The sequence below is a fragment of the Paenarthrobacter nitroguajacolicus genome (assembly GCF_051027655.1).
GTDB lineage: Bacteria > Actinomycetota > Actinomycetes > Actinomycetales > Micrococcaceae > Arthrobacter > Arthrobacter nitroguajacolicus.
Window position 1 is genome coordinate 2,422,748 of sequence record NZ_CP073234.1, and the last position, 26,351, is coordinate 2,449,098.

Annotated in this window: 27 protein-coding genes; 15 read left to right on the forward strand and 12 right to left on the reverse strand. The window is 61.4% G+C overall.

What is annotated here, in order from left to right:
- Positions 1–4: 4 nt before the first annotated feature.
- From KCX59_RS11530 to KCX59_RS11540, 3 genes are read left to right on the forward strand one after another with little or no spacing between them, the layout of a single operon-like run.
- Entirely contained in the window at positions 5–892 is an 888-nt protein-coding gene (locus KCX59_RS11530) for a hypothetical protein (RefSeq protein WP_178992798.1), read from the forward strand.
- Positions 879–2,063, forward strand: a complete 1,185-nt coding sequence (locus tag KCX59_RS11535) for a hypothetical protein (protein WP_179016631.1) — start codon at positions 879–881, stop codon at positions 2,061–2,063. Before KCX59_RS11530 ends, KCX59_RS11535 begins: the two co-directional genes overlap by 14 nt.
- The gene (locus KCX59_RS11540; protein WP_434122449.1) at positions 2,060–4,021 is read left to right on the forward strand and encodes an ABC transporter ATP-binding protein/permease; all 1,962 of its coding nucleotides are present in this window, start codon (positions 2,060–2,062) and stop codon (positions 4,019–4,021) included. The genes KCX59_RS11535 and KCX59_RS11540 overlap by 4 nt, the downstream gene beginning before the upstream one ends.
- A gap of 7 nt (positions 4,022–4,028) precedes the next feature.
- Here KCX59_RS11540 and KCX59_RS11545 read toward each other — a convergent pair whose 3' ends face one another.
- From KCX59_RS11545 to KCX59_RS11555, 3 genes are read right to left on the reverse strand one after another with little or no spacing between them, the layout of a single operon-like run.
- Positions 4,029–4,973: a COX15/CtaA family protein gene (locus tag KCX59_RS11545; RefSeq protein ID WP_179016629.1), complete on the reverse strand. Its 945-nt coding sequence runs from the start codon at positions 4,971–4,973 to the stop codon at positions 4,029–4,031.
- Between the two features lie 48 nt (positions 4,974–5,021).
- Entirely contained in the window at positions 5,022–5,786 is a 765-nt protein-coding gene (locus tag KCX59_RS11550) for an ABC transporter permease (protein WP_178992794.1), read from the reverse strand.
- Positions 5,783–6,748, reverse strand: coding sequence for an ABC transporter ATP-binding protein (locus KCX59_RS11555; protein WP_178992793.1), 966 nt, complete (start codon positions 6,746–6,748; stop codon positions 5,783–5,785). Before KCX59_RS11555 ends, KCX59_RS11550 begins: the two co-directional genes overlap by 4 nt.
- Before the next feature lie 109 nt (positions 6,749–6,857).
- Here KCX59_RS11555 and KCX59_RS11560 point away from each other — a divergent pair, with 109 nt between their 5' ends.
- From KCX59_RS11560 to KCX59_RS11585, 6 genes are read left to right on the forward strand one after another with little or no spacing between them, the layout of a single operon-like run.
- A complete protein-coding gene (locus tag KCX59_RS11560) occupies positions 6,858–7,679 on the forward strand; it encodes a helix-turn-helix transcriptional regulator (protein WP_091470656.1) in 822 nt (273 codons plus the stop codon).
- Positions 7,679–9,142, forward strand: coding sequence for a Fe-S cluster assembly protein SufB (gene sufB / locus KCX59_RS11565; RefSeq protein WP_011774792.1), 1,464 nt, complete (start codon positions 7,679–7,681; stop codon positions 9,140–9,142). Before KCX59_RS11560 ends, sufB begins: the two co-directional genes overlap by 1 nt.
- A gap of 2 nt (positions 9,143–9,144) precedes the next feature.
- The gene (gene sufD, locus KCX59_RS11570) at positions 9,145–10,458 is read left to right on the forward strand and encodes a Fe-S cluster assembly protein SufD (protein ID WP_179016628.1); all 1,314 of its coding nucleotides are present in this window, start codon (positions 9,145–9,147) and stop codon (positions 10,456–10,458) included.
- Positions 10,459–10,479: 21 nt separating this feature from the next.
- On the forward strand, positions 10,480–10,836 hold the full coding sequence (locus KCX59_RS11575) for a non-heme iron oxygenase ferredoxin subunit (protein WP_091470659.1): 357 nt from the start codon (positions 10,480–10,482) through the stop codon (positions 10,834–10,836).
- Positions 10,837–10,879: 43 nt separating this feature from the next.
- Positions 10,880–11,665: a Fe-S cluster assembly ATPase SufC gene (sufC, locus tag KCX59_RS11580; protein ID WP_089595077.1), complete on the forward strand. Its 786-nt coding sequence runs from the start codon at positions 10,880–10,882 to the stop codon at positions 11,663–11,665.
- A 13-nt stretch (positions 11,666–11,678) separates the two neighbouring features.
- Positions 11,679–12,011: a metal-sulfur cluster assembly factor gene (locus KCX59_RS11585; RefSeq protein ID WP_054808115.1), complete on the forward strand. Its 333-nt coding sequence runs from the start codon at positions 11,679–11,681 to the stop codon at positions 12,009–12,011.
- A gap of 122 nt (positions 12,012–12,133) precedes the next feature.
- On the opposite strand, the gene ypfJ is transcribed toward KCX59_RS11585, so the two are convergent.
- Complete coding sequence (ypfJ, locus tag KCX59_RS11590) at positions 12,134–13,036, reverse strand: KPN_02809 family neutral zinc metallopeptidase (RefSeq protein ID WP_179016627.1); 903 nt, start codon at positions 13,034–13,036, stop codon at positions 12,134–12,136.
- A gap of 61 nt (positions 13,037–13,097) precedes the next feature.
- Here ypfJ and KCX59_RS11595 point away from each other — a divergent pair, with 61 nt between their 5' ends.
- Together KCX59_RS11595 and KCX59_RS11600 are read left to right on the forward strand one after the other, a co-directional pair.
- Entirely contained in the window at positions 13,098–14,489 is a 1,392-nt protein-coding gene (locus tag KCX59_RS11595) for a class I adenylate-forming enzyme family protein (RefSeq protein WP_179016626.1), read from the forward strand.
- Positions 14,461–15,714 (forward strand): thiolase family protein, encoded by a 1,254-nt coding sequence (locus tag KCX59_RS11600; protein ID WP_256871294.1) that lies wholly within the window; start codon positions 14,461–14,463, stop codon positions 15,712–15,714. Before KCX59_RS11595 ends, KCX59_RS11600 begins: the two co-directional genes overlap by 29 nt.
- Here KCX59_RS11600 and KCX59_RS11605 read toward each other — a convergent pair.
- From KCX59_RS11605 to KCX59_RS11615, 3 genes are read right to left on the reverse strand one after another with little or no spacing between them, the layout of a single operon-like run.
- Positions 15,711–16,337, reverse strand: coding sequence for an energy-coupling factor transporter transmembrane component T family protein (locus KCX59_RS11605; protein WP_179016625.1), 627 nt, complete (start codon positions 16,335–16,337; stop codon positions 15,711–15,713). The two genes, KCX59_RS11600 and KCX59_RS11605, sit on opposite strands and share 4 nt — an antisense overlap.
- Entirely contained in the window at positions 16,334–17,071 is a 738-nt protein-coding gene (locus KCX59_RS11610; protein ID WP_179016624.1) for an energy-coupling factor ABC transporter ATP-binding protein, read from the reverse strand. The genes KCX59_RS11605 and KCX59_RS11610 overlap by 4 nt, the downstream gene beginning before the upstream one ends.
- A gap of 18 nt (positions 17,072–17,089) precedes the next feature.
- Positions 17,090–17,728, reverse strand: a complete 639-nt coding sequence (locus tag KCX59_RS11615) for a biotin transporter BioY (protein ID WP_178992788.1) — start codon at positions 17,726–17,728, stop codon at positions 17,090–17,092.
- A 268-nt stretch (positions 17,729–17,996) separates the two neighbouring features.
- Here KCX59_RS11615 and KCX59_RS11620 point away from each other — a divergent pair, with 268 nt between their 5' ends.
- Positions 17,997–19,595, forward strand: a complete 1,599-nt coding sequence (locus KCX59_RS11620; protein ID WP_011774803.1) for an ABC-F family ATP-binding cassette domain-containing protein — start codon at positions 17,997–17,999, stop codon at positions 19,593–19,595.
- Between the two features lie 147 nt (positions 19,596–19,742).
- Here the strand turns inward: KCX59_RS11620 and KCX59_RS11625 are convergent, their stop codons facing one another.
- The 4 genes from KCX59_RS11625 to KCX59_RS11640 are packed head-to-tail and all read right to left on the reverse strand — an operon-like array spanning position 19,743 to position 21,848.
- Positions 19,743–20,228, reverse strand: coding sequence for a YbaK/EbsC family protein (locus KCX59_RS11625; protein WP_179016623.1), 486 nt, complete (start codon positions 20,226–20,228; stop codon positions 19,743–19,745).
- Positions 20,212–21,078, reverse strand: a complete 867-nt coding sequence (locus KCX59_RS11630) for an SURF1 family cytochrome oxidase biogenesis protein (RefSeq protein ID WP_178992785.1) — start codon at positions 21,076–21,078, stop codon at positions 20,212–20,214. Before KCX59_RS11630 ends, KCX59_RS11625 begins: the two co-directional genes overlap by 17 nt.
- Positions 21,079–21,354, reverse strand: a complete 276-nt coding sequence (locus KCX59_RS11635; RefSeq protein WP_091470669.1) for a hypothetical protein — start codon at positions 21,352–21,354, stop codon at positions 21,079–21,081.
- Entirely contained in the window at positions 21,351–21,848 is a 498-nt protein-coding gene (locus KCX59_RS11640; protein WP_178992784.1) for a DUF3099 domain-containing protein, read from the reverse strand. The genes KCX59_RS11635 and KCX59_RS11640 overlap by 4 nt, the downstream gene beginning before the upstream one ends.
- A 153-nt stretch (positions 21,849–22,001) precedes the next feature.
- Between KCX59_RS11640 and KCX59_RS11645 the strand changes: the two genes are divergently transcribed.
- The 3 genes from KCX59_RS11645 (at position 22,002) to KCX59_RS11655 (ending at position 25,417) form a co-directional block, all read left to right on the forward strand.
- Positions 22,002–22,727, forward strand: a complete 726-nt coding sequence (locus tag KCX59_RS11645) for a beta-ketoacyl-ACP reductase (RefSeq protein WP_179016622.1) — start codon at positions 22,002–22,004, stop codon at positions 22,725–22,727.
- Between the two features lie 117 nt (positions 22,728–22,844).
- On the forward strand, positions 22,845–23,597 hold the full coding sequence (locus KCX59_RS11650) for an SDR family oxidoreductase (RefSeq protein ID WP_091470674.1): 753 nt from the start codon (positions 22,845–22,847) through the stop codon (positions 23,595–23,597).
- A 332-nt stretch (positions 23,598–23,929) separates the two neighbouring features.
- Positions 23,930–25,417, forward strand: a complete 1,488-nt coding sequence (locus tag KCX59_RS11655; RefSeq protein ID WP_256871293.1) for an ATP-binding cassette domain-containing protein — start codon at positions 23,930–23,932, stop codon at positions 25,415–25,417.
- A 104-nt stretch (positions 25,418–25,521) separates the two neighbouring features.
- Here KCX59_RS11655 and KCX59_RS11660 read toward each other — a convergent pair whose 3' ends face one another.
- A complete protein-coding gene (locus KCX59_RS11660) occupies positions 25,522–26,037 on the reverse strand; it encodes a hypothetical protein (protein WP_256871292.1) in 516 nt (171 codons plus the stop codon).
- Positions 26,038–26,351: the final 314 nt, after the last annotated feature.

Below are 26,351 nucleotides of genomic sequence, written 5' to 3' on the forward strand. Positions count from 1 at the left end.
AAGGATGCCGTCCGCGGCACTTGGCGTGCTGGCGATACTGGTTGCTATCGCCGGCGCGTCGTGCTCCAGCGAACCCGCCCGTCCGTCCGAACCCGGGCCCACCCTCAGCTTGCCTGCGATTGATCGGAGCGCCGGAGCGAACGCGCGGGCCTCCCTCAATGAGATGACCGGAGAGGTTGTGCTGCCCATGAGCGCCTACTGGTACTCCGACAGGGAAAACGTCATGGTCAATTCCGCGGTCGCGTTTCTCATTTTCGACTGCGTTGAAGAGGCTGGATTCACTGTGGCTTCTTGGGGAGGCGGCGGCAAGGCACTCCAGGACAGCAGGTATGGACAGTGGTCACGTGCCTTGGCCGCAAAGAATGGTGCCCTGCCGGAGATCCGGAAAATTCCTGGTGTGATGGAGGAGCAACCGGAGCGCCCGGCACTTAGCTCCAAGCAACAAGAAGCGGAATCCCAGTGCACCAAGTCTGTAGGGCGCGCTGGCTTACCTGAACTCCTGGAGGGACTTGTCGGCGATACGTCCATCCAGAACCAGATCTCCGACATCGCGGTGGGGCTGACAGAGCGTGACCCGGAGTTCGTTGCCTTCCGCCGGGGCTGGGAGGACTGCTTGGCAGGAAGAGGCCTGAAGCTCACTGAAGCAGGTTCCTGGAACCTGCAATCAACAGGGTCAAAAGAAGACGAAATCCGTGTTGCCCTGCTGGCTCTTGACTGCAAGGACGCGGGCGGCGGTGCCAGGAAACCCTATGACATCCTTGCTCAGTACCAAGCAGCACAGATGAAGGACCATCAGGCTGAGCTCAACGCCTTGGCAGAAGAGAAGGCGGCCGCCGTTGAACGAGCCAGGCAAATACTGAGGGACCACGGTGTGGCTGATGCACGACTCTGAGGTGACCCCGGCGGGTCGTGCCATGAGGCGCGTTCCCCGGTGGTGGCTCATTCCAGTGCTGCTGGTGATGGTGTTGGCAGGCCTGGGCGCCGCGTACTGGACTGGTGCCAGCGGCGTTGCCAGCGGAGGGCCCTCGTCGTCAACGCCCGTGGTAATCCCTGTTTCGGCAACCGTGGAGCGTCGCGCGGTCCTCAAACAGGTGGTGCTCTCCGGCAAAGTCGTGGCAGGTGCACAACACGCGATCAAAGCGAGTTCCATTGAAGGTATTGACAGGCTGGTTTTGACGGCAGCCCCCAAAATGGTGGGAAGCGTGGTGGTTCCAGGTGAACTGCTGGCCGCTGTGTCCGGGAGGCCGTTACTCGTACTCCCCAGCGGCGTGCCCCTGTACCGCGATATCGAACTGGGTGATTCGGGCCCCGACGTCGCGGCGTTGCACGGCGCATTGGCTGGCTTTGGCTACGCCGTTTCTTCGGCGGATACCTTCGAAACCGGCACGCAACGCGCCTTGATCGACTGGTACAAGGCAGCCGGTTACGAAGCCCCAACCTCAACACCTTCGCCGAAAGCGTTCAAACCCGGGGACGTGGACTCCCACCCCCTTTCGACCAAGCAGGCCCCCGACGCGGTGGTTTTTCGGTGGAAGGAATTCGTTCAAGTTCCCGGAGACACGGGGACAATCGCCGCCATGGCCGGCAACGGATCGGTTCTCGGTGAGGATGGCATCGTTGCCCAGGTAAAGATTGCTGACGACTCCATTGTTGCCCGGGCGGACGTCGTCCAGTCCGAGAGTTTTCCCGTGGGTGGGGCCGTTACTGTTCGCGCCGGCTCCGCAGTCCTCGAAACCAAGGTAGTGCTTGTCAGCGACTTTTTGGAGGGTGACCAAAGCAAGAACGAAATCCCCGGAAAGGACATCACGTTTGCTGTGCCACCCGGCACGCAAGGATTCGCCGCGGACCAGTCCGTGACTGTAACTGCTGGCATCGCCGCCGCGGAGTCCTTGGCCGTACCCCTGATCGCGGTTCGCCAGGAGGAAGGTGTCCCTTACGTGCTGCTGGAAAAGAACGGTGAGCCGCGGCGGGTGAACGTAAAGGTCATGGCACAGGCGGACGGGTGGGCGGCCATTGCCGACATGGACGGGTTGGCTCCAGGCGACGAGGTCAAGTTGCAATGACTTCACACTGGCATGTCCCGGAAGCGACCGATCCGCCACCACACCGTCCGATACTTAGCATGCGGGACGTCCGGCGAGATTTTTCCGGCGCGCCCGCCCTGGCCGGTTTGCGCCTCGACATCTATCAGGGCGAGTTCGTGGCTATCGTTGGCCCCTCCGGCTCGGGAAAGTCGACGCTTCTCAACGTCCTCGGCCTTTTGGACACAGCTTCGGCAGGAACGTACTTGGTGCAGGGTACGGACGTGTCGGGCCTCAGCGAGCGACAGAGAGCCGAGCTGCGCGCCAGTCTCTTCGGTTTCGTCTTCCAGGACTCGCACATGGTGGGACGCGATGCTGCCGCACGCAATGCCGTCCTCGGACTGCGTGCAAGGGGGATTGCCCTGTCCGTCCAAAAGCGACTAGTGATGCCCGCACTTCACAAGTTTGGCCTTGCGCATAAGGCGGCCACCCCCGCTTCCTTGCTCTCCGGGGGCGAACGACAGCGGCTGGCAATTGCACGTGCCGTCATCGGAGCCCCGGGAATCGTGCTCGCTGATGAACCGACAGGCAGCCTGGACACCGTCAATGGCGGGCTGGTCCTGGTCCATCTCCGCGAGCTTCACGCCACAGGAACGACCGTCGTCCTGGTCACCCATGACCCAGGCATCGCTGCTGCTGCTGATCGGGTCATCACAATGCGGGACGGGCTGATCGTGGGTGACACCGGCTCCGCTACGGTCCACAGCGACGCGCCAGTAACACCAGGCGACAGTTCCGCTTCCTATCACCTTGCCCGGCGCATACACCATGAAGCTGCAGACGTGGTTGCGGATGCGTTGTCTGCGCTGACGGTCCGCCCGGCCAAGGCCCTTCTTCTGGTACTGGCATTCCTGCTGGGGAGCGGCGGGCTTGTAGCCGCCATGGGGCTGAGCGAGAGTGCAGCCGTCAAGGTGTCCGCAAGGATCGACGCAGCCGCCAGCGACGAAGTGCGGGCTACGCGTGAGGGCGGATACGCCTCGTGGGACGCCGTGACAGAGGATCTTCAGCGGTCAAAGGAGCTCTCCAGCGTCCTCGAAGCCGGAGTTCTTGCTGAGCTATCGGCGGCGATAGTCCAGCCCTCGACCTTCCGCCCTGGGTCCTTTCCCGAACAGCCTGTCTTCAACGGAGCAGTCCGGGTGGCTGATTCGGCCTATCTCCGACTCCAAGGGGCCACCATTTCCTTCGGCGACGCCAGCCTGCTTGATCAATCTTTCGGTGGCCCGGTCGCGGTCCTTGGTCAGGATGCCGCCATCCAACTGGGTATCGCAAGGCCAGGTCCCGGCGTCGTCATCTGGCTGTATGGTGAGCCGGTTCCGGTGGTGGGCATCATCGAGAATCCGGGGAGGGATCCGATGCTTCCAGGGTCGGTGGTGGTGGGAGTCGGTTCATACCCCGTGACCAGCAGAGTCGCAGCCAGCCTGGTCTTACGGACAGATCCGGGCATGCCGGCGGCCATCGCGGAGGCGCTGCCTAAGACGCTGAGTCCCGCTGAGACAGGCGCCGTGACAGTGCAGACCGTGGCCGACCTACGGGACCTCAAGCACGGGATTGACGCTGATCTGGGGAGGCTGGTGGGCATTGTCTCCATTGTGCTCCTGGCCATCGCCTGTTTGAGTGCCGGAACCACGATGTACCTCGGTGTCCTGGCCCGGTCGAGCGAAATAGCCCTTCGACTGGCACTGGGCATGCGAAGGGGGCCACTGGCCGGGATGTTCCTGCTGGAAGGCGCCGTGGTGGGGGTGTTAGGCGGCACTGCGGGAGCGGCAGTGGGCATGGGGGCAGTCCTGTTATACGCGTCCACTGAAGGTTGGGCGGCCGTGATCCCTTGGTATGCAGCGCTGTGGGGAATCGGAGCCGGGCTGGCCAGCGGAACCCTGTCCGCGCTGTACCCGGCCCTGGTGGCTTCGCGATCCAACCCCGCCCAGCTCATCCGGGTATAGAAAAAAGCTAGTTGGCGGGGCTGTGTTTCGCCAGGTCGGCGGCATTGGTGGCCGCGCTCATCAGCACGGCTGCGCCGAACATGTGTGCACCAACCAGTAGAGCAGGGATTCCGTTGTAGTACTGGGTGAAGCCGATGACAGCCTGTAGCAATGTGACACCCAGCAGAAGATACGACGCCGATCGGAACGGACCGCCGATTTTGTGCCGGATCACCAGGTACACCGCGAAGAGCGTTCCGGCAGTGATGAGGTACGCAGGGACCGCGTGGATGTGCGAGAAGAGGTCCCAGTCGAGGTCGTTGCGGGGAGCATCTGCATCTCCGGCGTGGGGTCCGGCTCCTGTAACTACGACTCCCAGCATGACAGAGAGCGCGGAGAAAACTGCGACAGCAAGCATCACGGGGCGAGCAAGCTGGGGGAGGTCCGGGAGGGTGCGGTTCATGAAGCGGCCGGTCCGCCCGTAAGCCCGGTTGACCAGCAGCGTAGCAAAAACCACCAAGGCCATGGATACGAGGAAGTGCAGGCCAACAACCCAAGGGTTGAGGCCGGACAGTACGGTGATTCCACCGATCACTGCCTGTGCCGGGATGCTGGCAAGGAGTCCCAATGCAAGCATGAAGAGGTCGCGGCGTTCCTTGCGGAGGTTCCACAAGTACACCAACATCATGGCGGCCACTGCGGCGAGGGCGAAGGTGAGCAGGCGGTTGCCGAATTCAATGAACCCGTGAATGCCCATCTCCGGCGTGTTGACCAACGAATCGCTCGTGCAGCGCGGCCATGTCGGGCAACCCAGGCCGGAAGCTGTGAGTCGTACGGCACCACCGGTTACCACCAGAACGGTCTGCCCAATGAGCGACAACAATGCCAGGCGGCGCACGGCCTTGTTGACCTCGGTTGGCAACTTGGAGGTCAATCGCTGGACGGTTTTTGGTAGGCGCGATGCCGTGCTCACAGTTTTCTCACTTCTCAGTTCTGCGTTGGTGGTTGGTGCCTGGACGGGTTAGTTCCATTTGAACCAGCGGATGGCCGCGGCGCCGGCCAGTACGGTCCACAGGAGGAGGACTGCTACGGCGGGGAAGGGAACAGCGCCCAACAGGAAGGCGTCCCGAAGTGCTTGGCCCAGAGCCCCGGAGGGAAGGAATTGAACGATCCCCTGAAGCAACGACGGCAATCGCTCAGAAGGCACCACAATGCCGCCCAATGCCCCGAGGAGGATCCACAGCAGGTTGGTAATCGCCAGGGTCGCTTCGGGCCGCACGGTGCCCGCCACCAGCAAGCCCAGGGCGGTGAAGGCGGCAGCGCCAAGAACCAGAAGCCCCGCGCCGGGAAGCCAAGCCTCGAGCCGAGGTTGCCATCCCAGCAGCCCGGCAACAGCACCGACCACCAGTACTTGAAGGAACAGGACCACCAGTACGGCGAGAATCTTGCCCGCGATGAGCCCGCCCCTGCCAAGGGGAGTAGTGGACAGGAAGCGGAGTACTCCGTAGCGGCGATCAAAACCGGTGGCGATGCCCTGGCCGGTGAAGGCCGTGGACATGGCGCACAGCGCCAGAATCCCGGGCGTGGCCACGTCCACGCGGGACCCGCCGAGGCCGTCAAGCAGCGGGGTAACAACCAAGCCCACGAGGGCCATCAGGGGCAGGACGACAGCGAGGATGAGCTGCTCACCGTTCCGCAGCATGGTGATGGTTTCGTAGCGGCCCTGCTGCATGATCCTGCGCGGCAGGGATGCCGGTCCGGCGTTGGGGGAGAGGAGCTTGCTCATCGGAGGTCCCTTCCGGATATGTCCAGGAACACGTCTTCCAGGCTACGTGCTTCCAACCGCAGCGAGGCGGGCATGATGTTCCGTTCGGCCCACCATGCCGTCAATGACGCAAGGTCCTTGGGCGTGATGGCACCGGTGATTGAGTAACTCCCGGAGCGGGTTTCGGTGATCTGAAGGCCCGCATCAACAGCACCGTTGAAATTTAGTCCTCCGGGGGCATCGAAGTAGAGCGTCCGATCCGTGATGGCCGAGTCTGCGGCATGATCGTGCCGGAGCAGCTCGGCTACCGTTCCCTCCACCACGTTGTGACCGCCGTCGATGATGTACACGTAGTCGGCCAGGCGCTCAGCGTCATCCATCAGGTGCGTTGTCAGCACGATGCCCATCCCGGCGTCCCTCAGTTCGGCAATGAGCTCGAAAACCATTTGCCGCGACTGCGGATCCAGCCCTGCGCTGGGTTCGTCGAGAAACAGGATTTCAGGATTGCCCACAAGGGCGGCCGCTAGTGCCAGCCGCTGCTTCTGGCCCCCGGAAAGACGGCGCACGCTGGTCCTGCTGAACTGGCTGATTCCCAGCCGTTCCACCAGGGCGTCAACGTTCATGGGCTTTTGGTACATGCCGGCGACGTGCCGCAACAGTGGGATGGGACGGGCCGACGGCGGGAGGCCGCCGTCCTGGAGCATCACACCTACACGGGACCTCAGGTCGGCACCTGCCGTGTCGGGGTCCGCTCCCAGCAGGGAAATACGTCCACCCGTCCGCTTCTGCAGGCCTTGGGCGCACTCCAGGGTGGTGGTTTTACCAGCGCCGTTCGCCCCCAACAGGGCAGTTACTTGGCCGCGTTCGGCCACAAGGGACAGCCCACTGACTACCCTGAGCATTTTGCCGTCAAGGGAGGCCAGGGGGCCTACATCCTTAATGAGTCCATCTATAGTGAGGACAGGGGAATCGGGGGATCGCACCAGAGTATTCTACGGGAAGTAGTACGGTCACACTTGGCGGCTGGCTAAGGTCAGTCTTGCCTTACTGGATGCATGAAACAAATTACGACATGATTGTGTTGTGTATTCCATGAGCAGTCCAACTTCCATGCCCGCAACGCGGCATGCTGCAGCGGCAGAGGCCTTCGGTGCTTCTCCTGTGCTGCCGGACGCGGATGACCGTACACGGGACCGGGTCCTGAGCGCTGTACTGGAGAACGGTCCGGTAAGTGCCGCGGAGCTGGGCGACCTTCTGGGCTTCACGCCCGCTGCAGTTCGACGTCACCTTGACCATCTGGAACGCAGCGGGGTTATCGAAGTTAAGCGAGTAGCCAAAGCCGGTTCCGGCGCAGGCCGCCCGGCGCGCCGCTACGTCCTCAGCTCACAGGGGCAGTCCAAGCTCGGCGACGATTACCTGAATATTGCCAGCTCCGCGCTAAGGCGCCTTCAGGAACTTGCCGGCGAGGATGCTGTCCGGGAGTACGCGGAAGAACGCTTCTCGGACATGGAACGCCGCTACGCCCCCGAGGTGGAAGCCGCCGGTGATGACATCACCGCCCGCGCCATGGCACTGTCAAAGGCCCTCAGTCGTGATGGCTTTGTTGCCTCAGCCCACTCCATCGAAGCCAAGGCGCCACTGCCGGCAGCGTTGTCCAGTGTCCAGCTTTGCCAAGGCCACTGCCCGATTCAGCGGCTTGCCGCAGAGTTTCCCGTGTTCTGCGACACGGAGACCAAGGTTTTCTCGCGCTTGGTGGGTGTCGATGTCCGGCGCCTCTCCACGCTCGCGCAGGGCGGACACGTCTGCACCACCCACATACCTACCGGGCGCCCGGCTGCCACGGCATCCCCAGATGTCGCAGAGCAGCCCGGGAACCCGTACCAGGAATCAAACAACCAGCAAGAAAGGCCGTGATGACGGACCAAATAGCAGAGAAAGCGGTAGCTGACGGCACTGTGATCTCGGAGATTCTGGAGAAGAATCCCGAACTGCACGGTATCGGAAACTACGAGTACGGCTGGGCCGACAAGAACGACGTAGGCGCCAACGCCCGTCGTGGCCTCAACGAGGAGGTCGTCCGCGACATTTCCTCGAAGAAGAACGAGCCCGAATGGATGCTCGATCTGCGGCTCAAGGGCCTTAAGTACTTCGACCGCAAGCCCATGCCTACCTGGGGTGCAGACCTCTCGGGCATCGACTTCGACAACATCAAGTACTTCGTGCGCTCCACCGAGAAGCAGGCGGCAACGTGGGAAGACCTTCCGGAAGACATCCGGAACACTTACGAAAAGCTCGGCATCCCGGAAGCTGAGCGCAGCCGCCTGGTTTCCGGCGTCGCAGCCCAGTATGAGTCCGAGGTCGTCTACCACCAGATCCGCGAGGACCTGGAAGCCCAGGGCGTCATCTTCCTGGACACTGACACCGCCCTGCGGGAGCACCCGGAGATCTTCCAGGAGTACTTCGGCACCATCATCCCGGTGGGCGACAACAAGTTCGCGTCACTGAACACGGCTGTATGGTCCGGCGGATCCTTCGTGTACGTGCCCAAGGGCGTGCACGTTGACATCCCCCTCCAGGCATACTTCCGTATCAACACGGAAAACATGGGCCAGTTCGAGCGCACGCTGATCATCGCCGATGAAGACTCCTACGTTCACTACATCGAAGGCTGCACGGCTCCGATCTACACCTCGGACTCGCTGCACTCGGCTGTTGTGGAGATCATCGTGAAAAAGGGCGCCCGCGTCCGCTACACGACCATCCAGAACTGGTCCACCAACGTGTACAACCTGGTTACCAAGCGCGCCATCTGCGAAGAGGGCGCCACCATGGAGTGGATCGATGGAAATATCGGTTCCAAGGTGACCATGAAGTACCCGGCCGTCTACCTCGTTGGCGAGCACGCCAAGGGCGAGACGCTGTCCATCGCTTTCGCCGGCGAGGGCCAGCACCAGGACACCGGGTCCAAGATGGTGCACATCGCACCGAACACCAAGAGCTCCATCATTTCCAAGTCCGTGGCCCGCGGTGGCGGACGCGCTGCGTACCGCGGCCTGGTACAGGTCCGTGAAGGCGCCAAGCACTCGGCCAACACGGTTCGTTGTGACGCCCTCCTGGTGGACACCATTTCCCGTTCGGACACGTACCCGTACATCGACATCCGCGAGGATGACGTTGTGATGGGCCACGAGGCCACCGTTTCACGCGTCAGCGAAGAGCAGCTCTTCTATCTGATGTCCCGCGGCATGCCTGAGGACGAGGCCATGGCTATGATCGTGCGCGGCTTCATCGAGCCGATCGCGCGTGAATTGCCCATGGAATACGCTCTTGAGCTGAACCGCCTGATTGAACTGCAGATGGAAGGGTCCGTCGGTTAACAATGACTGATATCACTACTGAAAAGGCGCGCATCGGCGCGCCCTCGGCCCAGCCGTTTATCAACGGTTTCACCGAGGAAGGCGAGAACCTTTCGCCCGTCAACACCGGAACGAACACCAGCACGACGTCGGAGCAGCCTTCCGCTGGTCCGCTCGCCGGTGCTTCGGCCAAGAGCCACTCGCATGGTGGCGGCGTTGGGATTCCGGACAGCTCCCGCGCGGGTCGTCTCACCTCTTACAAGCTGGCGGACTTCAAGCCACTTAACGGCCTCGAGGAAGACTGGCGGTTCACGCCGCTGAAGCGCCTGCGTGGCCTCCACACCGAAGTACTTAACGGCGCAGCTCCGGCTATCAGCGTCACTGCACCGGCCGGCGTCGTTGTTGAAACCGTTGGCCGCGATGACAAGCGCATTGGCCAGGCGGCAATCCCGGAGGACCTCGTGTCTGCCAACGCGTGGGAGAACTTCGCCGAGGCCACTGTCGTCACGGTGCCCGCCGAGCTGCAGGCCGAGAGTGAAGTTTCTGTCCTGATTACCGGCGCTGGCGAGGCACCGTCTGCCCAGCACATCGTGATTGTGGCAGAACGCTTCTCCAAGGCCGTCGTGGTTCTGGACCACCAGGGTTCCGCAGTTGTGTCCGAGAACGTTGAAATCATCGTTGAAGACGGCGCTGAACTGACCGTTGTGTCCTTGCAGGAATGGGCGGATAACGCTGTCCACGCGTCATCGCAGCAGGCAAAGATCGGCCGCGATGCCAAGTTCAAGCACATCGTCGTCAGCCTTGGCGGCGACCTCGTGCGCGTTACGCCATCCACGCGCTTCACCGCGCCGGGTGCCGACGTCGAAATGTTCGGGCTGTACTTCGCAGACGCCGGACAGCACCTTGAGCAGCGGCTCTTCGTTGACCACGCAGTGGCCAACTGCAAGTCGCGCGTGCTCTACAAGGGCGCCCTTCAGGGCCGCAACGCCCACAGCGTATGGGTCGGCGACGTCCTGATCCGCAAGGAAGCAGAGGGCACGGATACCTACGAGGCCAACCGTAACCTGGTCCTCACCGATGGTGCCCGCGCGGACTCGGTTCCCAACCTCGAAATCGAAACCGGTTTGATTGAAGGTGCAGGCCACGCCAGCGCCACAGGCCGTTTTGATGACGAGCACCTGTTCTACCTCATGGCCCGTGGCATCCCGGAAAAGGTTGCACGCCGCCTGGTGGTCCGAGGCTTCCTCAACGAGATCATCCAGCAGATCAAGGTCCCGGCAATCGAAGAGCGCCTGACCGCAGCTGTTGAGCGCGAACTCGCCGCGACCGACAACTAAGACAGGCCAGGCAGAGCAACAATGAGTGAAGAAACCAAGGGCGAACTGGTATGCAACGCCAATGACATCCAGGTCAAGCAAGCGCTGCGCGTCCTGATTGATGACTACCCCGTAGCCATCGTCAGGGACTCGATGGGCGACATCCACGCCATCGCCGATACCTGCTCGCACGCGGACATCTCGTTGTCCGAGGGTGAGGTTGAAGGCTGCGCGATTGAATGCTGGGGACATGGTTCCCAGTTCGACCTCCGCAGCGGACAACCCCTCCAGCTGCCTGCTTATGACCCCGTCCCCGTTTTCGCCGTCACCATCGACGGAGACGACGTTTACGTGGACGTGACCAACGTTGTGAACGGCGCCTCGGTAGATCACTACTGAGCGCCCAGTACCGCCAGACTTACGAACGGAAAGAAAGAAGAGCATGTCAACTCTTGAAATCAAGGACCTGCACGTCAGCATCGAGACGGAGCAGGGCACCAAGGAGATCCTGAAGGGCGTCAGCCTCACCATCAAGACCGGTGAAACGCACGCCATCATGGGCCCCAACGGCTCGGGCAAGTCCACGCTTGCCTCCACCATCGCCGGCCACCCGCGCTACAACGTCACCAGCGGCACCATCACGCTGGATGGCGAAAACGTGCTGGAAATGAGCGTCGACGAGCGCGCCCGTGCAGGCGTCTTCCTGGCCATGCAGTACCCGGTAGAGGTTCCCGGCGTCACCATGACCAACTTCCTGAGGACCGCCAAAACTGCGATCGACGGCGAAGCACCGGCCCTGCGCACGTGGACCAAGGACGTCAAGGCAGCGATGCAGCAGCTGCGTATCGACGCCGACTTCGCACAGCGCAACGTCAACGAAGGCTTCTCCGGTGGTGAGAAGAAGCGCGTTGAAATCCTTCAGCTCGAACTCTTCAAGCCGAAGTTCGCCATCCTTGACGAGACCGACTCCGGCCTGGACGTCGACGCTTTGAAGGTCGTCTCCGAGGGCGTCAATCGCGCGCACGAAGAGGGCAACATGGGCACCCTGCTCATCACCCACTACACCCGTATCCTGCGCTACATCAAGCCGGACTTCGTTCACGTGTTCGTTGACGGCAAGGTTGTTGAAGAGGGCGGACCCGAGCTCGCGGACCGCCTTGAGGATGAGGGCTACGACCGTTACGCTCCGGGCGCAGGCGTTGCCGTTGCTCCTGCTGTGCAGGCCTAGATAGGATCGTTCCATGACCGAAATCAACACGGCGCGAACCAGTCTCGAGGACGTCGAAGAAGCGCTCAAGGACGTTATTGACCCGGAACTCGGAGTCAACATTGTGGACCTGGGCCTTCTCTACGGGCTCAAGTACTCCGACGAAGACGGCGCACTCCTGATCGACATGACGCTGACCACGGCGGCTTGCCCGCTGACGGACGTGCTTGAAGAGCAGGTGGGCAAGTCCCTTGACGGCGTGGTTGATGATTGGCGCCTGAACTGGGTATGGATGCCGCCATGGGGTCCCGAGCGGATCACCGACGACGGCAAGGACCAGATGCGGGCCCTCGGCTTCAACATCTGATCAGCAGTTTTTGCTCGCTTCGGCGGGCACAAGGAAGGGTTCCGGGCGGCAAGCCCGGAACCCTTCCTTTTTTATGTCGTCAATGCGCTCATGTCGTCAATGCGCCCATGTCGTCGAATGCACTACGGCGCAGCCACCCCAAAGGTGTCGCACTTGTTGATATCGCCCGTGGTGTATCCCTGATAGAACCACTTCTGCCGCTGCTCACTGGACCCGTGGGTCCAGGATTCAGGAGAAACCCTGCCGGTAGCCGCCTCCTGGATCCGGTCATCACCAACGGCGGAAGCGGCCGAGAGTGCATCCTGCAGGTCCTGCTGGGTCAGGGGATCAAGGAAGGGCTTGCCGCTGGCGTCCGTTTGGGTGGTGGCGTGCCGGACCCAAAGTCCCGCGTAGCAGTCAGCCTGGAGTTCCACGCGGACTGCTCCTGACTGGGGACCTTGTGGGTCCTGCTGGGCTTGGTCAAGGTTACCGAGGACATTCTGGACGTGGTGACCAAATTCGTGGGCCACTACATACTCCTGTGCCAGGGGACCTCCTGAGGAGCCGAACCGGGTTACCAGCTCATCAAAGAATCCAGGATCAAAGTATGCGGTGGTGTCCGCAGGGCAGTAGAACGGACCCACGGCACTTGTGGCCGCACCGCAACCGGTGTTTGTGGCTTGGCTAAAAATGACGGTCTTGGGACGGGGATACTGCACGTTGTAGTCAGCAAGGTACGCGGGCCAAAAGGCATTGAGGCTGTTCACTGTCCCTGTGATCCGGCAGTCCAGCCGTTTGTCCGCATCGGCGCCTGTCTGGCATTCCTGGACACCTCCGGACCCGCCACCACTTTCGACGGCGGGTGGCTGGCTTCCGCTACCTGTCAGGTCCCCGAGGATGTTGGGATTGATACCGAAAAGTGCCAGCAACAGCACCACTATTCCACCGCCGATGCCACCGCCGATCTTGGTGCCGCGGCCCATGCCGCCGCCACGTCGGTCTTCTACTTGCGAGGGGTCAAGCTGCGCGCCGTCATTGAAACTCATACAGTCAGAATAGACGTCACTTTTGGTGCCCGGGGCCGAACACTGCCGTAAAATTGTGTGGATGCCTTTCCTGGACAAACTTCAGCTCTGGGCCGAAGAGCGCCCCCACGACACCGCCGTCGTTGTGGGCAGCAGCCGGCTCACCTGGGCGGGACTTCGCGACGCTGCAGCAGGGCTGCTGGGCGACACGACTGCCACTACTGTTCTTGCCGAGCCCAACTCCGTGCGCTTTGTTGAGCGCTACGCGGCCGCGGTGGCGGGGGAGCGTCGCTGTGCGGTGCTGGATCCCGAATGGCCGCTCCCCATGATCGAGGAAGTTTCATCACGCGTTGTCGGGACCACCACCACCATTGATGCCGGGTTGGTAGACGGAAACCCGTCTAATACCTTCCTCATCGGTCTCACGTCCGGCACTACTTCGGTTCCCAAAGCGTTCACCAGGTCCCGTCGTTCCTGGCAAGTGTCGTTCGAAGCGTCCATCGAATTTTTTGGCCTTACGCAGGACGATTGCACCCTGGCGCCGGGGCCCCTGTCAGCCAGCCTGAACCTGTATGCCCTCTCGGAATGCCTGTACGCGGGGGCCGCGTTCCACACGCTTGAGTCGTTCGACGTCGGCGACGCCCATGCTGCCATCAGCCACGACGGAATCACCCGGCTGGTCCTGGCACCCACGGCGCTGCGTCTACTCAGCGAACGGGGACTCGCCGGCGACGTTGATGCTTCGGGCATCCGGAGCATCATTTGCGCGGGTTCCAAGTTGGACGCCCGGACCTTGGAGGCGGCCCGGCGGTGGGCGCCCCATGCAGCCATTTACGAGTACTACGGTGCCTCCGAGTTGAGCTTTGTTTCCGGCACCCGCCTTGCCGCTGGTGAACCACTGGACGCCGGTGGCACCGGCATTGGCTTGCCTTTCCCGGGTGTTGACCTGAGCATCCTCGATGACACCGGCAGACCCGTGCCGGACGGCGAACACGGCAATATCAGCGTTCGCAGCGGAATGGTCAGCAACGGCTACCTTTGGGGAGACGATGGCCAAGCCCTGCGGTGCCTTGACGGCTGGTACACCGTGGGGGATCAGGGCTTCCTGGAAAACGGCACCCTTCACATTCTCGGCCGCCGCTCGGACATGATCATCACCTCTGGAAAGAACGTCTACCCGCATGAGGTTGAGCTTGCAGTTGCCTCGGTGCCCGGTGTGGACGTTGCGATTGCTGCCGGGGCACCTGACGATATCCGCGGCCAAAAGGTGATTGCCGGCGTCGTGCCTGCCTATGGTGCGGTCACCGCCACGCAGCTGCGCACGGGCCTGGATGGTCTGCTGGCACGGGATAAATGGCCGTTGCAGTACTACTTATTGGCGGAGTTGCCCATGACTGACCGGGGCAAGGTCAGCAGGAAAGTCCTGCTGGACTGGATCAAGAATCATGACCCCCGGGCACAGCCCCTTGGGTAACGGCAGCCCTTTGGGTAGCGGCAAGCCTGGCGCCGAAGAGTTGCAACACGGCTCCAACGAATCCCGGCAACCCGTCATCATCGCCGCGCTCCGGTCTCCGATTTGTCGCGCCAACGGGCAACTGAAGCATCTCCGCGCGCCGGATCTCCTGGCACCCGTGCTGGGTTCTCTTCTGCAGAACATAAATGCGGAACCTGCGGATGTGGATGATGTCATCATCGGAAACGCCGTGGGCGGGGGAGGGAATGTGGCCCGGTTTGCCGCACTCCAGGCCGGCTTGCCCGTCACCGTACCGGGCCTTACCGTTGACCGGCAGTGCGGTTCAGGCCTGGACGCCATTGCGCTGGCGTCACGGCTGGTGGCTGCAGGGGGTAATCCGCTGTACCTTGCCGGCGGCGTTGAGAGCATCAGCACCGCACCGGCCAGGGCCAACAGAACCGACGACGGCGAACTGGAGTTTTACTCAAGGGCCAGGTTTGTGCCTCCACAGTTCGGCGACCCTGACATGGGTGTTGCGGCGGAGAACGTGGCCCGCGCCTTTGGCGTGACCCGGGAGAAGCAGGACGAGTACGCACTCCGGAGCCATCGCCGCGCGGTTGAGGCGGCAAGTGCGGGCTCCTTTGCGGATGAGATCGTTCCGCTCAAGAGCAACGAAAAACTGGTGGATTTCGATGACGGCCCCAAAGCGACCCTGCGGGCGCCGCTGATGCCGAGGTTCCCTGCTGCGTTCGTCCCGGATGGAACGGTCACGGCGGCCAACTCCTGCTTCGACGCAGACGCAGCCTCCGCTGTGGTCATAACGTCACTCGAGCGGGCCCGCGAGATGGGAGCCTCGGACGGACTATTGGTACTGGGGTGCGACACGGCGGGGGTTGATCCGGAACTCCTTGGTATCGGAGCAGCCCACGCCGCCGAACGGCTCTTAAGCCGCCACGACGTGGCCCCAGGAGACCTTGACCTGATTGAGTTCAACGAGGCGTTCGCCTCCCAAACGATTGCATGCCTGGCTTACTTAGGCGTAGATCCTGAGCGAGCCAACCTGGACGGCGGCGCCCTGGCTTTGGGCCACGGCTACGGCGCCTCTGGAGCGGTCCTCGTGACGCGGTTGATGGCCCAGGCACGGGGCCGCTATGCAACGGATGGAGAGACTCCGTTGGCGTTGGCAATGATCAGCATTGCAGGCGGCATGGGAACCGCAGCACTGCTGCAGTACACCAGGTTTTAGTCCCTTTCCGGTTCGCCCAGCCCGCGGGCTGCCAGCGCGTCGCCGGTTTGACGGGCGTACGCCACAGTAGTGATGAAGACAGGAAGGACCAGTGCGCGGGGATTGCGTTCAAGGCCGCGTGCCCGGGCGGAGTCCCGTACGTCCGAGAAAGTGCCCGCAATGAACGGAATGCTCCGGAGCATTACTGCGATGGTCAAGGCGAATCGTTCAGGATCGGCACCGAAACGCCGGAACGGTTTTGCCAAGGCCACCACCCCGTCCAGCAGCGCCTGCACGGGGGTGGTGGCTGTCAGCACGGACGCTGCCACCACACAAATAAGCACATTCAGTACGATGCGTGCTGCGGTGGGTCCACCGAGTTGCCACCACTGGAAGAGACCGATGACCAGCAGGATGGGCGTAACCATCCAGATGGCCCTCAGAAGTCGGCGGAGGCCGGCGCCGGTCAGGAGGAACAAGCCGCACATGATGGCGAAGACCACAAGGGAAACGGTCCAATCCACAATGAGGAAAGACGCCGTTCCGCAGGCGGCTACCACCAGAAATTTCAGCCATAGGGGAGTTCGGTGGATGATCGAATTTCCGCGAACGTAATTCGCAATCAGGAATCCATGGCCCCTCACCTCGACACATCACCTAAGGGGGCGCTGGGCAGGGCAGCCGCGCAGAGCGCACGGTAACGTGCGACGCCGTCGGCAGCATCGCCGTCGAATACGATTCGTCCGGACTCCACCACCAGCACCCGGTCCATGTCGAGCGCGAGCTCGAGATCGTGCGTGGACATGACCACCTGCTGGTCCAGTTCGGCTACGGTGCGCCGCAGGAGTTCACGGTTCCGGAGGTCCAGGAGGGTGGACGGTTCGTCAAGGACCAGAACTGCCGGATCAACGGCCAGGACTGCAGCCAGTGCCAACAACTGCCTTTCACCACCGGAAAGTTCGTAGATGCTTTGATCGGCAAGGTGCAGCAATCCGAAACGATCCAGTACTGTTTCTGCCCGCGCTGCCCGCTCCTTGGAGTTTTTGATGGAACGGCGCAGGGAGAGCTCAACGTCCTCCCGCCCCGTGGGCATCACCAACTGGGACAGGGGATCAGTGAAGACGAAGCCCACATTGCCGCGAACGCGACGGACGTCGGCGACGGTGTCACCGCCGTGGACCACAACAGTGCCTTCGCTCGGGACAACCAAACCGTTCAGGAGGCGGAGAAGGGTGGATTTCCCGGATCCGTTAGCGCCGATCACCCCGATCCTGCGCTCGGTCAGGTCCAAGGAAATGTCCTGCAGCAACGTCTTGGGCACGTCGCTTCCATCAACCGGGACGCGCACCGAGACACTGCTGAAACTGATGGAGTTCATCTACTGATTGTTCCTGCTTTATTTGACCCGACGCACCAGGACGTCCGGGAAAGCCTTGTGAATCGCCATGGCGATGATCACAGCCAGGACGTTCTTGAGGACGTCACCGGGCACGAACGGGAGGTCTGCGAGGAGAGCCTTGGTGAAGTCCAATTTGGCATTGACCATCATTCCAAGGATGCCCAGCGCGTGGATGACCACGATGCTGCTTACCATTGCCGCGGCGAAGAGCCACAGCGCACGGAACTTAACCGTCCGACGGATGACGACCCCCGCAAGGTACCCGGTTGCCGCTGCGGCCAAGGGGAACGCAATGATGTAACCGGCGGAGGGCGTCGCGAGAATCCCCAGTCCGCTACGGCCGCCGCTGAAGATCGGCAGCCCGGCGAAGCCGAGCAGCACATAGAGCCCGACGGCGGCGAAACCGCGCCCGGCGCCCAGCACCAGCCCGCTGAGCATCACTGTCAGGGTCACCAAGGTGATGGGAACGCCAAGGGCGCCTACCGGAATGCCGGGGACGATCGCGGAGGCGGCGACGAGGGCAGCGAAAACGGCAATGAGGCCGAGGTCGGTGGCGGTCCAGCGTTTGCGGGAGGAGGCGGTGCGTTGCACTGTTGCGTCGAAAGTGGCAGCAGTGTCAGGTTGGGTCTGGCTCATGACGGTCCTATCGGGTGCGGTGCAATGAAAGTTGTTTCCCCTGATGTCGAGGGTACGGAGGGACGGGGGGCGGTATTTTGGAGCCTTCCCACAAAGTCTTTCGGGAATTGTTTGGCCGTTGGCACAGTTTCCTCTTTCGAGGGCCGATGTCAGCCTGCGGCCGGGGTACCGGTAGACTTGAACAGGCTGTTCTCACGGCCACATCCCGCCGCACTTATCGGACCCACCGGTCCCCGCGAGCGTTCCCCATTGAAAGGCATCACCCGAATTGATTACCGTCCAGGACCTCGAACTCCGCGCCGGCGCACGCCTGCTCATGGACCAGGTCAACTTCAGGGTGGACAAAGGGGACAAGATTGGTCTCGTCGGACGCAACGGCGCCGGCAAGACAACCCTCACCCGGGTCCTTGCCGGCGAAGGCCTTCCGGCAGGCGGCAAAGTCACCCGCAGCGGCGAGATCGGCTACCTGCCGCAGGACCCGCGGACGCCGGACATGGAGCAGCTTGCCCGGGACCGTATCCTTTCCGCCCGCGGCTTGGACGTCGTGGTAGGCAAGCTCAAGAAGGCCCATGAGGACATGGCAAGCGATGATGCGGCCGTGCAGCGCAAAGCCATGAACCGCTACGATCGCCTCGAAGCTGAGTTCCTCTCGGGTGGCGGCTACGCTGCTGAAGCCGAAGCCGCTGCGATCTCCTCCAACCTCGCCCTGCCGGATCGGCTCCTCAACCAGCCGTTGAAGACCCTCTCAGGTGGCCAGCGGCGCCGTGTCGAGCTGGCACGCATCCTTTACTCGGACGCGGAAACCCTGCTCCTCGACGAGCCCACCAACCACCTTGACGCCGACTCCATCACTTGGCTGCGCGACTTCCTGAAGAACCACCAAGGCGGCTTGATCGTGATCAGTCACGACACGGACCTGCTCGAAGCAACGGTGAACAAGGTCTTCCTGTTGGATGCCAACCGCGCCCAGATCGACTTCTACAACATGGACTGGAAGCGCTACTTGCTGCAGCGCGAAACGGACGAGCGCGCCAGGAAGCGCGAACGCGCCAATGCCGAAAAGAAGGCCCAGGTCCTGATCGACCAAGCCAACAAGATGCGCGCCAAGGCCACCAAGGCCGTGGCTGCCCAGAACATGGCCAAGCGCGCCGAGAGGCTCCTCAGTGGATTGGAGGCCGTGCGGGAAAACGACCGCGTGGCCGCCTTGCGTTTCCCGGATCCCTCACCATGCGGCAAGACCCCGCTGACGGCGGAGGGGCTGAGCAAGTCCTATGGCTCATTGGAAATTTTCACGGATGTAGACCTGGCCATTGATCGCGGTTCCAAGGTGGTCATCCTTGGCCTTAACGGTGCCGGCAAGACCACCCTTCTGCGCATGCTGGCCGGTGTTGATAAGCCCGACACTGGCGACATCATCCCCGGGCACGGCCTCAAGGTGGGCTACTACGCCCAGGAGCATGAAACGCTCGACGTCGACCGCACGGTCCTGGAAAATATGCGGTCTTCAGCCCCGGACATGAAAGACGCCGAAGTCCGAGGCATCCTGGGTTCATTCCTGTTCTCCGGCGACGACGTCGACAAGCCCGCAGGCGTACTTTCCGGCGGTGAGAAGACCCGCTTGGCCTTGGCCACAATCGTGGCCTCCAGCGCGAATGTGCTGCTCCTTGATGAGCCCACCAACAACCTGGACCCTGCCAGCCGCGCCGAAATCCTGGGGGCGCTCAAGAACTACAGCGGCGCCGTCGTCATGGTCAGTCACGACGAAGGTGCCGTGTCGGCGCTCAACCCGGAGCGCGTTGTGCTGCTTCCGGACGGCGTAGAGGACCACTGGAACGAAGACTACCTGGACCTCATCACGTTGGCCTAAGCCCTGGGGCGGGCCGCCAGCGGTTAGTTCCACTGCGCGGCGCGCTTGATCTGCCGCGTGCTCGCTCGTTCCTCGCTTAGACGCACGCTACACAGATCAACCGCGTCGCTTCGCTCGCGATTGAGTCACCCCCGCAGGCTGATGCAGCTAGCGAACCCGGAGTTCTTCCGCGTTGGTGATAGCCCGTAGTTCTTCGTAGTTGATGGAGAACATGGAGTTGTGGTCTCCGGCGCCTGCCCATAGCAGCGGGTGTTCCTGCAGCGAGGTGTCCAAGAGGGTTCGGATCCGGCTGGGGTGACCTACGGGTGCTACTCCGCCTACTTCCTGGCCTGTGTGTTTCAGCACGAAGTCTGGCTTGGCGCGTCGAATCTTTCCGATTCCCAGCTGGTCGGCCACCAGGGCCGAATCCACTTTGGCTGCTCCACTGGCCAGGATGAGCAGGGGTTCGCCGTCGAGCTCGAACACCAGGCTGTTGGTGATCGCGGCGACGTCACAGCCCAGGACCAAGGCAGCTGCGGCTGCCGTCGGCACGCTGACGTCGAAAGTCCGGACAGTGTCCTGGGCGCCGGAAGCTGTCAAAGCCGACCTGACGTTGATGACGGGATCAGGCATCAAATCAGTAGCCTTGTGCATCCAGGATCGCGTCTTCCTCTTCTTCGGACGTTCGCCGTTTGTTTTTTCGGGGTGACGGGGTGCGGAGTTTTGGCGTTCCGCCGGCGGCGATGATCTGCTCGTCCTCTTCCTCTTCAGCATCGATTGCCGCGTTCCGGGCTTGTTGTCGTGCTGCGTATCCGAACCCGATAAACATCAACACGCCAAAGGCGAACCACTGCAATGAGTAGGAAAGGTGTGTTCCTTCTTCGGTGGCAGGTTTCGGGAAGGGCGTTGGCATCGGCTGCACTGCGGGGGCTTCGCTGGCCAGTTGCCCGTATGCCCCTGTCGCGATGGGATAGGGAAGTTCACTGGCGAATCCGGCGAGGTCAATGGAGGCCAGCTGACCGTCCACCGCGCCCCGGTCCAGCTTGGGTTCGGCGGGCTTTAGCCGCGCTACCACCGTCACCTCGCCAGTGGGAGGAGCCGGAATGACGTCAGGACGGCCTGGTGTGTTGTTTCCGATCGGCAGCCAACCCCGGTCGATCACCACGGCTTCGCCTGTGGTCAGCCGAAAGGGAACCACGACGTCGTAACCTGGCTGGCCGTTCAGCGGCCGGTTCCGCACAACCCGCTGACCATCGACGTCGTAGCTCCCACGCAATTCAACCTGGGTCCATTCCCGCTCGGGGTCCAGGGCGTCGAACTGCTCTTTAATCTCCGTGTAGGGAATGGGAGTTGCCGAGTAGTTGCTCACCACGCGATTGATCTCGGCCAGCGTTTCAGCCCTGCGGTCCATCTGCCAGCGGCCCAGGAAAACGCAGGCTGTGGCGAAGATGACAGCCAGCACGAAGTATCCCAGCCACTTGCTGGAGAAGAGGAAACGATACATTCAGCCGGCCCCATTTGCCGCTTCTTGACTGGCCGTGAACGGCACAGTTTCCTTCCAGAGGCCACGCGTCTGCAAGTAGTCCTCCAGCCAGTCCCGGTGGTCGCCGCACGACAACCACACCTTGCGTCGATCCGGCGTATGGATGCGGGGATTGTTCCACAGGAGTTGCCATTGGGCGCCGGCTCTGCAGCCTTTACGGGAGCACAGAGCCGGACCCGTGGCACGTTCGGACTCCTGGCTGGCCGCACCCGGGCCGCCAAGATTAAAGATATTCATGAAGCCGCCCGTTCGTCGCCGGGATGCCCGGCCTCGCTTGCATGGCCCGTTGCAGGGCCAGCTTGTTTGCTTGGTGGTTCGTCGTCCACCAGTTCTCCTTGAAGCACTGTCGGCCCGTCCGCAGGAGCTTCTTCCGGCTCCGGGGAACGTTCGATCTCAGGAACGGCCACGTAGTCCAGCAGGGACTCGCTGTGGTCCTCCGCTTTGTCGTTGCCATTTGCTATGACCACAGCAATCCAAGGCAGGAACACGGCACCAGCGATGGCGATGATCTTGAACCAGCCGTCAACCACGAAAATCAGGATGATACAGACCATGCGGATGCCCATGGCCACCGCATACTTGATCATGCGGTCACGCATGTCTTCGGAGTGTGCGGCCGCGGCATCGGTGATGCTGTGGACCTCGGGGTCGCTGGAAACAGCGTCCGGCTCCCCGGGCACTTGCTGCAGGGGACTGTTTTCTCGTGTCACAACTGAATCATCACGCTCCAAAGGCCTCTCTCAATTCTCTCACCAAGGCTGTAACCGCCCAAACCGCGCTGGTTGCCGGTTACCCGCGGGTTGCAGCGGGCTGCGGATAGGATCGAATCAGGAAAATCCCTCTTCATAGCGGCAAAAGAATGCCGCGGAACCTGGAGCGAAAGCATGTCTGAAGCAGTATCCACCGGCCGCAGTGTCCTCATTACCGGCGGCAACCGGGGCATCGGCCTCGCCATCGCCGAATCGTTCCTTGCCAACGGTGACAAGGTGGCCGTCACCTACCGCAGTGAAACAGAACTGCCTGAGGGCATCCTGGGCGTCAAGGCCGACGTCACGGACGAGGCATCAATCGACGCTGCCTTCAAGATCGTCGAAGAGGCGCACGGACCTGTGGAAGTGCTGGTAGCCAATGCCGGAATCACCAAGGACACGCTGCTGCTGCGGATGAGCGAGGAAGACTTCACGTCAGTTCTCGACACCAACCTGACCGGAGCCTTCCGTGTGATCAAGAGGGCGTCCAAGGGCATGATCCGCCTGCGAAAGGGCCGCGTTGTGCTCATTTCCTCGGTGTCGGGCCTCTACGGCGCGCCTGGCCAAATCAACTACTCCGCCTCCAAGGCCGGCATGGTGGGGATCGCACGCTCCCTGACCCGCGAACTTGGTAGCCGCGGCATCACCGCGAATGTTGTTGCGCCCGGCTTCATCAACACCGACATGACGGCCGAACTGCCCGAAGACACCCAGAAGTCCTACCTGTCCAATGTTCCGGCGGGACGCTTCGCCGAAGCGTCCGAGGTAGCCAACGTGGTGCGCTGGATTGCCAGCGACGAAGCCGCGTACATCTCCGGTGCAGTGATCCCGGTCGATGGCGGCCTCGGGATGGGCCACTAGGAAACTAGCCTGCACGGCTGTTTTTTGTCCGGGGTCAACAACGGATTTCCTTCGGGCCGCTGGCATGATGGAATCCGAGCCCACGGAATTTGGATGAAGTGAACAAAAGGAGCACGAATGGGAACGCTGGATAACAAGACCGCCATCGTCACGGGGTCTTCCCGGGGAATCGGCGCCGAAGTTGCCAAGATCCTCGCTGGTGAGGGTGCCGCCGTCGTCGTCAACTACCGTCAGAAGGCGCCGCGAGCCAACAAGGTAGTGGCAGAGATCCAGGCAGCAGGCGGACGCGCGGCTGCTGTAGGGGCAGACCTCACCACTGACGAAGGCGTGCACGCACTGGCAAGCACCGCCATGGAGGAGTTCGGTTCCCTCGATGTCTTGGTACTTAACGCCTCCGGCGGCATGGAATCGGGCATGGAAGAGGGGTACGCACTCAAGCTGAACCGCGATGCCCAGGTGAATGTGCTTAACGCAGCTGTTCCGCTCATGCCCGAGGGTTCGCGCGTGGTTTTCGTCACCAGCCATCAGGCGCACTTTGTGGAAACCGTGCCCACCATGCCCGAGTACGAGCCCGTTGCCAAGAGCAAGCGTGCCGGTGAGGACGCCCTGCGCGCCCTCCTGCCCAACCTTGCGGACAAGGGCATCTCACTTGTGGTCGTATCCGGCGACATGATCGAAGGCACCGTGACTGCCACCTTGCTGGATCGCTCCAACCCGGGAGCCATTGAAGCCCGTCGAGCGGAAGCCGGCAAGCTGTACTCCGTGGAGGAGTTCGCGGCCGAGGTTGCAAAGATGGTGACCGCCGATGTGGAATCCGGCCATACCGAATACGTGGGTGGTGCAGACTACTTCGGTAAGACTGCCGAATAGCCCGCACAGCAAATCATCGGCGGCCCGGGACCAACGTCCTGGGCCGCTGCTGTTTAACATCCGCTCCTCTCTGCAAATAACAGTTCCATAAATTATCCAGCATTTCGCGTCACGAAATAGCAATTGTTGTTTCGTCACTTTAGCTTTGCATTAAGCGAATTTATCTGATTAACTCTCCAAGGCGCCCTCGTCCTGGTTTGTAAGCAGGCCGCATGAACCCGGTTGGCGGCTCTATGCCAACTCACGCACTCAGACATCAAGTGGAAACTTCGCGGTTGACTCACAGGGGCGGCCATTGTCCCTTTGTTTAGGAGCTTTCTTTGGACCTGTTATTGCACGCTGATGATATACATGCCTCGTACGATCATCGGCGCATCCTTAAAGGCGTCGGACTTTCCGTACAACGTGGCGAGATACTGGGGTTGATCGGCACCAACGGTGCGGGAAAAACCACGCTAATGGGCGTACTGGCCGGATCCCATAGGCACGACACCGGAATGATGACGCTGGCCGGAGAAAAGTATGTGCCGGACTCCATAGAGGAAGCGCAGGCCTGCGGGGTTGGTCTCATCCCGCAGAACTTCCGAATCGATCCCCAGCTAACCATTGCAAGGGCGATTTTCCGGGGTACTTTCCAAGCAGATAAGCCTCATCACGAACTCCGGGATCAAGCAGGAAAGTTAATACGCGACATCGGCATCAGCTTGGATCCCGACATGAAGGTCGGAACGCTGATTCGTGCTGAGCAGGCCCTTGTGGAGGTGCTGCGGATGGTTGCCGAAGAAGCCCAGTTGGTCATCATGGACGAGGTTGCCGCTTCGCTGCCGGACCACGATGTCGCTGTCCTGCATCAGGTGTTGCGAATGCTGGTCCGGCAAGGACGCGCAATCATCTACATCACGCATCGACTGGATGAGGTCCGATCCATTGCACACCGTATAGCCGTCCTCCGGGAAGGCCGGGTGCACAAAATACTTGAAGCCAGTCATACCGACGTCGACGAATTGGCCTTTCTGTTGCTTCAGCAGGAACTCGAAGACGGCACCAGGCCTACTGACCCGGCAGCGGGTGATGAGGCACTGCGGGTGGTGAACCTCAGCATGGAAGACAAGGTTCGGGAGGTCACCTTCAATGTATCCAAAGGCGAGATTTTTGGCTTGGTCGGAACTCATCGGTCAGGTGTCTACGAGTTGGTCGAAGCGCTGGCGGGAGTTCACCCCAGCACCTCGGGACACATCTTTTTGCACGGTCAACCGGTTCAGATCCGAGGAGTCCAGGATGCCTCCCGCTTAAAAATCGGCTACTTGTCCGATGCCGCCGAGAGTGGTGAGGAGACGGGCAGCATCGTGGACGGCCTTCAGCCGCCGGAAGCAGGGGAGGCAAATCTACGGGACGAGATTTCCCAGCTCCGTGGTGTCACTGAGGTCATTCGACGCATGCGCATCAGCACCACTAATATCCACGGCAACATCTCCACCCTCTCCGGCGGGGACAAGCAGAAGATTCAACTCGCCAAATGGATCGGCTCGGACTGTGACGTGCTGATCCTTAGCCATCCCAGCCGTGGCATCGACATTGGCGCCAAGGAGACGGTGTACAAGATGCTGAGCGAGCTCAGCCAAACAGGGGTTGCCATTATCCTCTTGTCTTCCGACTTGTCCGAACTGATCGGCTGGTGCCACCGGGTGGGCGTGATGCGGGACGGCGAACTTGTGACTATCGAGGCCAATGCCAACACCAATGAGGATGTTTTGGTGCACCACATGTTGGGTGTGAAGTTTGAATCCGGTGGCTACGACGCACGCCGTGTGAGAAATTGACGCTGTTTCTTCCTTCTGCGAAAGAACGATTCGGCGTGCAAGACAATGAAGGGGACGGTGCCGCGTACGCCACCGTCCCCTTCGTCTTCGTCTTCCGCCGGAAATCAGATGGTGATGTCCTTGGCAAGGTTTTTGAGCTTGTGCCTGGCCAGTGCCAGGTTCGCGTACGTGCGATCGAGTACGAGGTAGACGAAGAGGCCCTTGGAACCGCTTGAATTCAGGACGTTGATCAGGTGGTACTGGGTCCCGAGCGTGATGAGGATGTCTTCAATGTCGCCGTCAACGCTTAGCTCAGCCATAGTGCGCAGTTTGGCGCTCACCACATTTGAGTTCCCCGCAGCAGCAACGCCGAGGTCGAAGCCCGGGTTTCCACCCTGGGCCAAGGCCATTCCACTGGAATAGTCCACCACGGCCGCGCCAGTGGCTCCTTCGATAGCCAGCAGTTGCTTTATGGATTCATCAAGTGTTCTCATATCGGGTTGTTCCTGTTCTGTTGTGTCATCGGCAGTGCCCATGAAGTTGGTAGTTCGGGTGACGTTGACGTCGTAGTGATTCGCCTGCAAAATCTCGTGGAGGGGTGTTAAACGCTCGTCCGGAATTTTGTCATCAGGTTCACTCAATTCGAATACGTAGTCGCGTTTCCACCACTTCCACGTGCGCTCCGAACGGTTCACTTCCTGCCCCCGCACTTTCCTCGTTCCAGCCTGCCGCCTGCTTTGCGGAGATATTGATGGAAGTCTTCACTTTACACAACAACTTATGCACCAAAGCACAAGATTTACGCATTAGCCGAAAAGTGCTATTGATTACGCAACAGAATGACAGTTTGATAAATAGTGACGTTTTCTGCGTCACGAAATTGGTTCTGCTGTTTCGCTCCGAATGCTTCTCTTCGACTGACGCGCTTATCCTTCAAGCGTGCCTTTCCGGGCAA